This is a genomic window from Paenibacillus sp. FSL H7-0703 (genome assembly GCF_038003485.1).
GTDB lineage: Bacteria > Bacillota > Bacilli > Paenibacillales > Paenibacillaceae > Paenibacillus > Paenibacillus polymyxa_B.
This window is the reverse complement of sequence record NZ_JBBOPF010000001.1, coordinates 1,662,468-1,674,202: the sequence shown is the minus strand read 5'-3', so window position 1 is coordinate 1,674,202 and position 11,735 is coordinate 1,662,468. Positions and strand designations below refer to the sequence as shown.

The following is an 11,735-nucleotide window of genomic DNA, read 5'->3' as shown; positions in this document are numbered from 1 at the left end:
AATGACAACAAAAAATACCATTGCTGTACTGGTAAATGATCAACCCGGCGTTTTGCAACGTGTGTCCGGCCTGTTCGGTCGTCGAGGCTTTAACATTGAGAGCATAACGGTGGGACAATCGGAAGAAGTTGGATTATCCCGTATGGTCATTGTGACTGTAGGGGATGAGAACAACTTGGAGCAGATTGAAAAGCAGCTTTACAAGCTGGTTGATGTGATCAAGGTCATCGATCTCAGTTCCAAGCCGATGGTAGCTCGGGAATTGGCGATGATAAAGGTAAAGGCAGAACCGCCTCAGCGGCCAGAGATCATGGGTGTGGTGGAAACATTCAGAGCAGCTGTAATTGATGTTGGAACGACGAGCTTGATCGTACAGGTCATTGGCGATACAGAAAAAATTGATGCCATGATCGAGTTGTTGAAGCCTTACGGTATTCGGGAGTTGACTCGAACCGGGGTTACAGCTATGATACGTGGCAATGCTTAATATGGAGCTTTAACGAATTACCGCTTATAGCGCATTACATCAATAAAGAACCGCCCGCATAAGAGCGGGGGCTCGAAGAGATTTTTAGATACTGAGCACGAGGGAAAGTCTCTTGGGGTACCCGCTCATTATGAAGGGTCCAATTAAAAGGAGGAAATTAACCATGGCAGTTACAACGTACTACGAAAAAGATGCAGAACTCAGCGTATTGAAAGGAAAGACAGTGGCCGTTATTGGTTACGGTAGCCAAGGACATGCTCAAGCACAAAACTTGCGTGACAGTGGTGTGAATGTTGTTATTGGTTTGCGTGAAGGCAAATCAGCTGATGTCGCAAGAAACGACGGTTTTGAAGTTCTGAACGTAGCTGATGCAACAAGCCGTGCAGATGTGGTTCAAATTTTGTTACCTGATGAAACTCAAGCTTCTGTGTACAAAAATGAAATTGAACCTAACCTGAAAAAAGGCGCAGCTCTTTTGTTCTCCCATGGTTTCAACGTTCATTTTGGACAAATCGTAGCTCCTAAAGATAGCGATGTATTGCTGGTTGCTCCAAAATCCCCAGGACATATGGTACGTCGTACCTATGTAGAAGGGTTTGGAGTACCGGGGTTGATCGCAATTGAGCAGGACGCAACGGGTCAAGCCAAAGAAATCGGTCTTGCATACGCAAAAGGCATTGGCTGTACACGTGCGGGCGTAATTGAAACCTCCTTCCGTGAAGAAACGGAGACGGATCTGTTCGGTGAGCAGGCGGTATTGTGTGGCGGCGTGAGCGCACTCGTAAAAGCGGGCTTTGAAACATTGACTGAAGCAGGTTATGCTCCTGAGATGGCATACTTTGAATGCTTGCATGAGCTTAAGCTGATCGTTGACTTGATGTATGAAGGTGGATTGGCAACGATGCGTGATTCCATCAGTAATACAGCGGAATATGGTGATTATGTAACTGGACCACGCGTGGTAACGGAAGATACGAAGAAAGCCATGAAGGATGTATTGACTGACATTCAACAAGGTAAATTTGCTCGTGACTTCATCCTTGAAAATCAATCTGGACGTGCATTCCTGACGGCTACTCGTCGTAATGAAGCTAACCATCCGATTGAAGTGGTGGGCGGACAATTGCGTGAAATGATGCATTGGATCAAAAAGTAATAATCTTTTGTACTATGAACTCGACAACATGAATTATTTATAAATATTAATTACAATGCGGCCCTGCTTATTGCGTGAGCCGCATTGTAATTTAAGGGTCCTAATCCTGAGGAGGTGCGTTAGGTTGCGCAAAATATATATATTTGACACAACGTTGAGAGACGGAGAACAGTCACCTGGCGTGAACTTGAATACTCGTGAGAAAGTGGAGATCGCTCATCAGTTGGAGAAGCTGGGAATCGATCGTATGGAGGCTGGGTTCCCGGCTGCTTCTCCGGGTGATCTGGCGGCTGTTAATGCAGTAGCAAAAGCTGTGAAAAATTCGACGGTTATTGGTCTTTCGCGTGCAAGGGAACAGGATATTGATGCGGTTCGCGAGGCACTCAAGGGAGCTCAGGACCCGTGTATCCATATCTTCTTGGCAACTTCTCCTATTCACCGTCAGCATAAGCTGCGGATGGAGAAGGCACAGGTATTGGAAACTGCTCGTGCTGCCATACGCTATGGGTTGAAATATTTGCCTAAAGTGGAGTTTTCTTTGGAGGATGCAGGTCGTACAGAGCTTGATTTTGTGGTTGAAATGGTTACCATGGCTGTACAAGAAGGGGCTTCTGTCGTCAACATTCCAGATACGGTAGGTTACTTGACACCCTACGAGTATGGAAATATATTCAAACACATTAAGGAAAATGTGGTCGATGTGGAGAAGATTCAATTGAGTGCACATTGCCACAATGACCTGGGAATGGCTACTGCTAATACACTCGCTGCCATCCTGAACGGTGCGGATCAGATCGAGGGAACCATTAACGGTATTGGTGAACGCGCTGGAAACACGGCCATTGAGGAAATCGCCATGGCACTGGAGACGAGACAGGAATTTTTCCAGGCCAAAACATCTCTGCAATTGTCTGAAATTGCGCGCACGAGCCGTTTGGTTAGCCGTTTGACGGGGATGGTAGTGCCGGGCAACAAGGCGATTGTTGGAGCCAATGCTTTTGCGCACGAATCAGGTATTCATCAGGACGGCATGCTGAAAGAGAAAACGACCTATGAAATCATGACACCAGAAAGTATCGGTCTAAAAGAAAGCAAGCTGGTACTCGGTAAGCACTCAGGTCGTCATGCTTTCCGTGAGCGTTTGATCGAGTTGGGCTACGAATTGAGTGAAGAAGATCTGAATCGCGCTTTTGGGCAGTTCAAGGACTTGGCTGATAAGAAAAAGGAAGTTTCGGACGATGATATTTTGGCATTGCTGGAAGAAAAATTGGCCGATGCACCTGAAGTCTTCAAGCTGGAAACCATTTTTGTTACCTACGGGAACAAGGCTACGCCTTCCGCACAAGTACGTCTGGTTAACGATGAAGGTCAGGTTATCGAGACAGAAGCTGAAGGAAATGGTTCAGTCGATGCGATCTACAATGCGATTGACCAAGCCAGCAGCGAAAGCGTTGTACTTTCAGATTACTCCATCAAGTCAGTTACCCATGGTAAGGACGCCCTGGGTGAAGTCCATGTAGTGCTGACGCAAAACGGACTGTCTGTGCAGGGACGCGGGGTAAGTACCGATATTCTGGAAGCAAGTGCTCGGGCTTACGTAGATGCGCTAAATGGTTTGATCGACAAGCGTAAAAATTACAGTAATCGCGTAGATTATAAATCTTAATTTTATGCAGACTTAAGAGTTGGATATATACAGGATCGGATGTTTCCGGTCCTGTTTTCTTTTTCTCTGATGAAAAAATCAGCTTATAGGCTGTGCCTATTGAATTGATAGATTCTATATCTTGGTCAAAGTCCTGCCATGTATGTTACAAAGAAGGTATGAAAAATACGGTTGTATAGCTGTATAACAAGAGGAGTGTACGTGATGGCAGACGTTAAAAAGATTGCGGTAATAGCGGGAGATGGAATTGGACCTGAAGTGGTCGCAGAGGCAGAGAAAATTTTGAAACGTACGGAAGAAGTGTTCGGCCTTTCATTTGAAACGGAGCATGCGCTGTTCGGTGGGATTGCGATTGATAAGAAGGGCACACCATTGCCGGAAGAAACACTGGCAGTATGTCAATCTGCAGATGCCGTCCTGCTGGGAGCGGTAGGAGGACCACAATGGGACAACAATCCAAAGGAACTTCGTCCTGAAACTGGACTGCTGGGCATTCGTAAAGAGCTCGGTCTGTTTTCGAATCTTCGTCCTGCTGTCGTCTTTGACTGTCTCAAGGACGCATCTACATTGAAACCGGAAGTGTTGGAAGGAACGGACCTGATCGTGGTGCGCGAACTGACGGGCGGCATTTATTTCGGCGAGAAGTTCAGACGAGAAAGTCCTCAGGGTGAGGAAGCAGTCGATACTTGTGCATATAATGTAACAGAAGTAGAGCGTATAGTGCGCCAATCTTTCGAAATTGCACAAAAACGTCGCAAGAAACTAGCATCGGTGGATAAGGCTAATGTACTGGAAACCTCCCGTTTATGGCGTGAAGTAGTTAACCGGGTTGCTGTAGACTACCCGGATGTCGAGCTGGAGCATGTATTGGTTGATAACTGCGCCATGCAATTGCTGCGTCGTCCATCTAGCTTTGACGTCATCGTGACGGAAAATATGTTTGGTGACATTCTCAGTGATGAAGCGGCTATGCTGACCGGATCCATCGGCATGCTCTCCTCCGCATCACTTGGAGAAGGCAGCTTCGGCCTATACGAGCCGGTACATGGCTCGGCGCCTGACATTGCAGGTCAAGGGCTGGCGAATCCCATCGCAACGATTTTGTCCGTTGCTTTGATGTTCCGTCTCACCTTCGGGTACGAGAAGGCAGCTGATGCCATTGAGAAAGCGGTAGCTGAGGTATTGGATGCAGGGCACCGTACGGCGGATATTGCGGTGGATAAATCTCAAGCGATCTCGACAACTCAAATGGGAGATCTGATCGCAGCAGCTATTCGTTAAAAGCTCCGTAAATCACCTGTTCTGAAAAAAAGCTTCCTATTATATAGTAAGGTTATACAGTACAGCCTTTTCGACAAATGTTTAGCACAGTAGCTCCTGAGCAGTCAGGAGCTACTTGTATATTCAAAAGTTCAAAATGTGAATAAAACGTGAATTTTTAAGCTAGTTTAAAATAATTATAAAAAAGTAATGGTTATAATATTGACTTTGATTTCAGCGAATGATAACATTTATCAAGTAAGTTGTTCATTACAATACAGATGATTGAGGAAAACACATTCGGTGTTTTTCTTACATATTTTAAAGGAGGATTTCATTATTATGGCAGAAAGATTGGTAGGAAGACCCGCCCCTGATTTTGCATTGGAAACAGTGACTGGAGACGGTCAAGAATTTGGTTCGGTGAAGCTTTCCGATTACCGTGGCAAGTGGCTCGTATTTTTCTTCTATCCACTGGATTTCACTTTTGTGTGCCCTACGGAAATTACAGCGTTGAGCGATGCTGCTGACCAATTCAAAGAGCTGGATACTGAAATTCTGGGTATCAGTGTAGACTCCGTGCACAGTCACAAAGCATGGATCAACACAGCTAAAGAAAACAATGGTCTGGGCAAACTGAACTTCCCATTGGCTTCTGACATCACGAAGAAAACAGCGAGCGATTATGGCGTTCTGATCGAAGAAGAAGGCGTTGCATTGCGCGGCTTGTTCATCATTGATCCAGAAGGCGAATTGAAATATCAAGTGGTTAACCACAACGACGTAGGCCGCAGTGTGGAAGAAACTTTGCGTGTACTGCAAGCTTTGCAATCCGGTGGCTTGTGCCCAATGAACTGGAAACCAGGCGATCAAAATCTGTAATATAAGCTTCACAAGTTGAAATTAAACAAGCAAGCCCCCAACTAGCGGTTACTCTGCCGTTATTGGGGGCTTGCTTGCCTGCTCTGCGCCAGCGCAAGATGTGAGGATATCCTGTTTAAATGAGACAATATAGAGTGAAGTAACAAATAATTATGGAAATGTTGTTGTGTTCTGGAGGAATTTTGCCTGATGAAAGCGAATAAGGTATTGTAGAAGATAAACAAGGCAGAACAGGTTTTGTTCAGAGGAGGCTGAGCCCGGATGAGTTATTGCTGTGGAGCAAGCATGGTAGGAACCAAGGGAACGCTGAAGCATTACCGCACCCAAGTTCATAATGTTCCTTTGCTGTTTTGCCCGGTATGTCGTCGCATTGAAGTTCATTATAAAGTCGAAAATGAGTATGAAATTCTGGCTGAATATGCACATGGAGATGGGGCAACCGAGATTGATTTTCAGGATTATGTCATGGAAGACGATGATACGATATTTGAAAATTGTGTGAATCGTGAAAGTGAAGATGCCTTTGAAATTGTGAAGCGTCAAATTGACATATCCCTGGATTTATTGATGGTAGCCAAACAGATGAATGATGAAAAATGGCAGGGAGAGCTTAAGAGAAGACTGGCCGTTATGAGCCAAAGACGATCCCGGCTTCAACATAATAAGAGCGGCAGTTGACATCCTACACACCAAAGAAGCTCTCAATTCTGGAGAGCTTCTTTGGTGTGTAGGGCGCTTGTTCCTAACTTAATCTCTCATTTTGGTAATATTGCGCAGATATTATGACGAAAGAAAACAGGATAAAAATTTGGATTCGACACTTTTTCCGATTGACTGCGATCCTTAATCTTGTCTATCATAAAATAAGACTCGAATTGGAAAGAGATGGTCGGATTTCTGTGAAACTGTTTTCTACACCATTGAAGGGTAGTCGATAGATGCCTTTCTCTTCTTCAAGATTATTACGCGTCCGAAACGGCCAGTTTGTCATTCCGAAACAAGGGGGAAGCCTGGCATGATCAGTGAATTCCAAGAAGCCTTGCTTGATACCGTGGGAGCTTGTCCTTCCACACAGATCGCCAATAACAAGTATGAAAATGTGCTGGAGAACCTGGATAGTGGTATCATGCTGTTTGACAGTGACGGGGTACTGACCTTTATTAACGTGCAGATGGCGAAATTGCTGGAGCTACCACGGAGTTCGCTAGCAGGTCGCAATTTGATGCAAATTTTGCATCATCCTGAGTTAAGTCGGTTTAAGAAGAAGAAAATCATGCGGATTTATAAAGAAACTATCTTTCATAGAAAGCGCTATCACGAGTTGATTGATGAGTATGGTCGGCATTGGTTGATAACAGTGACCTATGGTGATCAGATGGATGGGGATTTTTTATTTAGCGTCAAGGATGTGTCGGATTATAAGCAGATTGAGCAGACGGCGTATCAAAACGATAAGCTGGCGATGCTGGGACGCATCTCGGCTTCTATCGCCCATGAAATCCGTAACCCGCTTACCGCAATCCGGGGCTTTATTCAATTGCTTCGGCCACATTTGGTGGAGTTGGGCAGGGATGAGTATGCCCGCATTATATTAACAGAAATTGATCGTGCGAACGACATTATTTATGAGTTCTTAAATTCGTCCAAGCCTTCGGCTCCGCAAAAAACGGCTGTATCTGTGATGGGGCTGCTGAAAGAGGTAGTGATGCTGACAGAAAGCGAAGCATTGATGAAGGGTTGCCAGATTGCATTGGACGAAAATGATGAGCTCATGAAGGTTTCCATTGATGTGAAGCAGATTAAGCAGGTTATCCTCAATATGATTAAAAATGCGATGGATGCCATTGAAAGCATCAGTGGGGAACGAGAGGGCTGCATCGATATCCATACAGTGCTTGAGGGTAATTATGTCCACATTTGTATTGAAGATAACGGATTAGGTATGGATCACAATACATTGGCGCGTTTATTTGATCCTTTTTTTACAACAAAAGAAAGTGGAACTGGATTGGGATTGGCTGTGAGCTATCGAATTATCAAAAATCACGGAGGCTTCATACATGTAGACAGTAAACATGGAAGTGGCACACAATTCAAAATCACGCTTCCTGTAGTTTAATATGGGGAGGTTTTCCATACTATTTCTTTTATGTTGTGCAGCGTTCGGGTATAGGTATCACCTTTTTGGAAAAGGTTGTATGAAGCGCATAATCTGACAAGATGATGCGCTTTTTTGGTGCTGTAAGCTCGGTTATTTGCGTAAATACGAAAATGAATTCATGAATTTAAGACAAAAAAATGATTCACCTTTCACAGATTAAATGCTATTATATACCAGAATACAACATTATTTTTGATACTATAGACTTAAACAACGGCTTCCAAAGCTGTCAAACGTCTTAGATGATCGGAATCTCCGATATGCAGGGGGCTGAAGAGGCTGAATGAGTATACGGCTGGAAATAAAAAAAACGATAGGTATCGGCATTGCTTCGATAGTTTTGTTTGTCTTGGTTCAGTTATTTCACGTAACTTTGAATAAGATATACTCCGATAATGTTTTTTTCTTGTTATATCCGATTGTAGGATTTTCTTGTGCTGCGATTTGTTTTTCTATTTTTTATCAATCCTGGTCCGTTTTACTGGAACAGTTATCCTTGCAGAGACTTCTTATTGCCCCTACGTTTTTGGTGGCTGGTCTGCTTTACCTTGTTCATATTGTTTCGTTTAGTTTCGTAAGCCTGACGGACTTTGCTTTGTCTTCGGGCATTTCGTTATGGCTGCTATTTGTAAATCGTGCCTTTACCGCTGTCTTGCTCTTATGTGTTTGTTTACTCCCGTTTAGCAAGACGAAGTCTGAATACAAAACAGTGGCTTTGTGGGCGGGGATAGGCTGCACTTTGCTGATTCTAGGAGTTATTAAGACATTTGGTACAGGCTTACCGGATCTACGTATACGATACGAAATAGGCAACCTGGGCTGGACGTTAAATCTGGCTGTCATGTTACTGCTTGTGCTCACTTTTATTTTCGGGGTGAGAAAATATCGGAAAGCCTGCCCGGCAGAGTTGGGCATGTTGCTTATTGTTCGTGGGATTGGGCTGTGTGTTGTGAGTCAGTTGTTCTATTTATTTGCTGAGCAAATGAGTGATATCAATCACCTTTTGGGACTTTTGACCAACGCGATAGCATTTTATAATATGTTGAGCGGGCTGGTACGGTTGATGGTTCTGGTTCCTTATCGTGAAAAGCAGGCAGCAGAATCTGAGTTTAATCACATTGCCTATAATGATGATATAACAGGACTCCCCAATCGTCGTCGCCTTTCCCAACGCTTAGATAAAATATTGCGCAAATCATTGAAATCGGATGAGACAGTAGCGCTTTTAGTGCTAAATATTGATCGTTTCAAGGCGATTAATGATTCGCTTGGACATATGGCAGGGAATTATTTGCTGTATGCGGTAGGCGAACGCTTGGGGCATTTTAGCCATGAAGGGGAAGCTGTCTTTAGCATGGGCGGAGATGAATTTGCCTTTCTTCTAACGGGATACGAAGATACAGATGCTATGAGAAATCGTATTGATGATATGGTGAAGCTGTTCGATCAGCCTTTCGATATTAATGGCGAATCCTATCATGTGATGGTGAGCGTTGGTATAGCTTTATACCCGTTGGATGCGAATCAGAGCGAACAGCTTATTCAGCAGGCGGATACGGCTGTCCATAGTGCCAAAGAGCAGGGAGTGAATTTTCAGCGGTATGCTAGCGCGATGCAGATGCGAGCGCATGAAAGACTCCAGCTGGAAAATGATCTGCGGCGAGCACTTGAAAATGAGGAATTTTCATTGGTATATCAACCACGTGTCCACCTGCAAAGTGGTGAGCTAACGAGTTTGGAGGCGCTGGTGCGATGGAATCATCCTCATCGTGGGATGGTGATGCCGGGCGATTTTATTCCGGTGGCTGAAGAAAGTGGTTTAATTGTGCCCTTGGGGGAATGGGTGTTAAGGGAGGCCTGTCTGCAAAATAAGCAATGGCAGGAGCTCGGGTACCCACCCATCCCGATTTCGGTCAATTTATCCATGCGCCAATTTCAGCAAAAAAAGCTGGTGGATGTCATTCGGGGCATTTTGACCTATACGGAACTTGAAGCACGCTATCTAGAGCTTGAGATTACCGAAAGTATGACCTTTGATAAGGATCGGGCCTTTGAACAGTTGAAAAAAATAAAGGCTATTGGTGTTGCAATCAGTATTGATGATTTTGGAACTGGCTATAGCTCATTGCATTATTTGAAGAATCTCCCGATTGATCGTCTAAAAATTGACCGTTCCTTTGTAAATGAGGTACTGGTCGACAGCAAAAATGCGGCAATTGTATCTACTATTGCCTCCATGGCTCACCATTTGAAGCTGAAGGTTACGGCTGAAGGAGTGGAAAATGAGGAGCAGCTTCATTTTTTGCAGGCACAGGATTGTCATGAGGGTCAGGGATATTACTTTAGTCGCCCCATTCCTGCAGAAGTCTTTGAAAAATTGTTTTTACGTAAACCTATGAATTGGCTGGCTCAGGATAGTATGTAGTATGCTTGCATTTTGCTGAAAGGTAAGTTATACTAAATAACATCCTGATTCAGCTGGTTGACGATAGGTTAAGCGTGTCATACATAAGAATCGAGATGTTATAAAATGCGGGTGTAGTTCAATGGTAGAACTTCAGCCTTCCAAGCTGATAGCGTGGGTTCGATTCCCATCACCCGCTTACTGTTTTAAGAAGTTCAGAACCCTTGTGACGCAAGGGTTTTTGTTTTGTTTGGAGCTAGATAAATGCATTATAGCCGGGGTGCCGACGGGGTATCACGGCTTTTTGCGTTCTTACGAACTATTTTTACATTGCTACACAAAATAAAATATAAAATATTTAGCTTAGATGCTATAAATAAACAGATAAAAAGAACTATTTACCAATTACTAAAAAATAAGTATAGTCGCATTGTCGGGATTTAACTTAAAAAAGGATGGTGTAGCTGCAATGAGGAAAATTTCTTTTCTGTTTTTAGCATTAACTTTGATGCTGTTTACTTTTTCAGCAAGTTCTACGTTCGCCGCTGTTGATTTTCCAAATACGTCGACGAATGGAATGACTGGTTTTGCCGGACAAGCTAAAAGTGAAAATGGAGCTACAAAGCCTGCCACAACGGGGGGAAAAGGCGGTCAGATCATCTATATCAATAATCTAAACGATTTGAAAAACCAGTTAGGGGATTCAACTCCTAAAATTCTGGTAATCGAAAAAAATATTTCTGCCTCCTCTAAAACCGTGGTCAACATTGGTTCCAACAAATCACTCATTGGTTCTTATGCTCAAAACAAGCTGGTTAACATTCATTTGAAAACAACGAATAATTCGGGAAATGTGATCTTTCAAAATTTAACTTTTGAGCACAGTGCCAACATTAATGGTAACGATGACATCCAACTTTATCTCACTGCAGGTACAAATTATTGGATTGATCATGTTACATTTGCAGGTCACAGTTATAATGCGAATGGTTCGGATCTGGACAAACTTTTGTACATAGGCCAATCGGCTGATTATGTAACCATTAGTAACTCCAAATTTGCTAATCATAAATATGGTCTCATTTTGGGATATCCTGATGATGGCAATAAAAATTATGATGGCATGCCCCATATCACGATCGCCAATAATTACTTTGAAAACTTACTTGTACGTGGCCCAGGGCTTATGAGATATGGATATTTCCATGTTAAAAATAATTATATTAATAATTTCCAGCTTGCTTACACCATTGCTACGAATGCAAGAATCTATTCTGAGTACAACTACTTTGGAAAAGGTAGTGAAAAGGGCGGTATTCTTGATGATAAAGCCAATGGCGAGTTTAAAGATGTGGGGAGTTTTCCCGCCATCAACAACCAAAAATCGCGTGTAACCAGCTGGAATCCAAGCAAAAACTATAGCTATCAGGTTCAGACTCCTGAATATACTAAAGAGTTTGTAACGAAATATGCAGGTTCGTCCAATACAACTTTGGTATTTGGAAAATAACGCGGGTTATTTGCAAATGTGCTGTGATCTGCTATACTGACTGCAAGTAAGTATCCCATGAAAAGGAAGGTAACCATACGTCCGATGAAGTAAGCACACTGATTTTCCCACTTAACTGCACAGTTACTGGCAGGCGGCTGTAAGCTGCAACGGGAGAAGTGTGTCTGAAAATGAATATAGGGACGTATGCGTTTATTCCGGAACGGGAT

The 11,735-nt window shown here is 43.5% G+C and carries 9 protein-coding genes and 1 tRNA gene; all 10 read left to right on the top strand.

Annotated elements, in window-relative coordinates; genetic code table 11:
- Position 1: 1 nt before the first annotated feature.
- The 10 genes from ilvN (at position 2) to MHB46_RS06965 (ending at position 11,526) form a co-directional block, all read left to right on the top strand.
- On the top strand, positions 2-487 hold the full coding sequence (gene ilvN / locus MHB46_RS07010; RefSeq protein ID WP_023987760.1) for an acetolactate synthase small subunit: 486 nt from the start codon (positions 2-4) through the stop codon (positions 485-487).
- 163 nt (positions 488-650) lie between these two features.
- Positions 651-1,643 carry a ketol-acid reductoisomerase gene (ilvC, locus tag MHB46_RS07005; protein ID WP_013309387.1) on the top strand — a complete coding sequence of 331 codons (993 nt, stop codon included), beginning with the start codon at positions 651-653 and terminating at the stop codon, positions 1,641-1,643.
- Positions 1,644-1,767: 124 nt separating this feature from the next.
- A complete protein-coding gene (locus MHB46_RS07000) occupies positions 1,768-3,309 on the top strand; it encodes a 2-isopropylmalate synthase (RefSeq protein ID WP_165176169.1) in 1,542 nt (513 codons plus the stop codon).
- A 204-nt stretch (positions 3,310-3,513) separates the two neighbouring features.
- Positions 3,514-4,590 carry a 3-isopropylmalate dehydrogenase gene (leuB, locus tag MHB46_RS06995; protein WP_076158045.1) on the top strand — a complete coding sequence of 359 codons (1,077 nt, stop codon included), beginning with the start codon at positions 3,514-3,516 and terminating at the stop codon, positions 4,588-4,590.
- Between the two features lie 321 nt (positions 4,591-4,911).
- Entirely contained in the window at positions 4,912-5,451 is a 540-nt protein-coding gene (locus tag MHB46_RS06990) for a peroxiredoxin (protein WP_023987763.1), read from the top strand.
- 261 nt (positions 5,452-5,712) lie between these two features.
- Positions 5,713-6,129 carry a hypothetical protein gene (locus MHB46_RS06985; RefSeq protein WP_013309391.1) on the top strand — a complete coding sequence of 139 codons (417 nt, stop codon included), beginning with the start codon at positions 5,713-5,715 and terminating at the stop codon, positions 6,127-6,129.
- Between the two features lie 337 nt (positions 6,130-6,466).
- Positions 6,467-7,570, top strand: a complete 1,104-nt coding sequence (locus MHB46_RS06980) for an ATP-binding protein (protein ID WP_165176165.1) — start codon at positions 6,467-6,469, stop codon at positions 7,568-7,570.
- Between the two features lie 325 nt (positions 7,571-7,895).
- The gene (locus MHB46_RS06975; RefSeq protein WP_341161933.1) at positions 7,896-10,037 is read left to right on the top strand and encodes a bifunctional diguanylate cyclase/phosphodiesterase; all 2,142 of its coding nucleotides are present in this window, start codon (positions 7,896-7,898) and stop codon (positions 10,035-10,037) included.
- 107 nt (positions 10,038-10,144) lie between these two features.
- Positions 10,145-10,215, top strand: a tRNA-Gly gene (locus MHB46_RS06970).
- Positions 10,216-10,524: 309 nt separating this feature from the next.
- Positions 10,525-11,526: a polysaccharide lyase family 1 protein gene (locus MHB46_RS06965; RefSeq protein ID WP_341163694.1), complete on the top strand. Its 1,002-nt coding sequence runs from the start codon at positions 10,525-10,527 to the stop codon at positions 11,524-11,526.
- Positions 11,527-11,735: the final 209 nt, after the last annotated feature.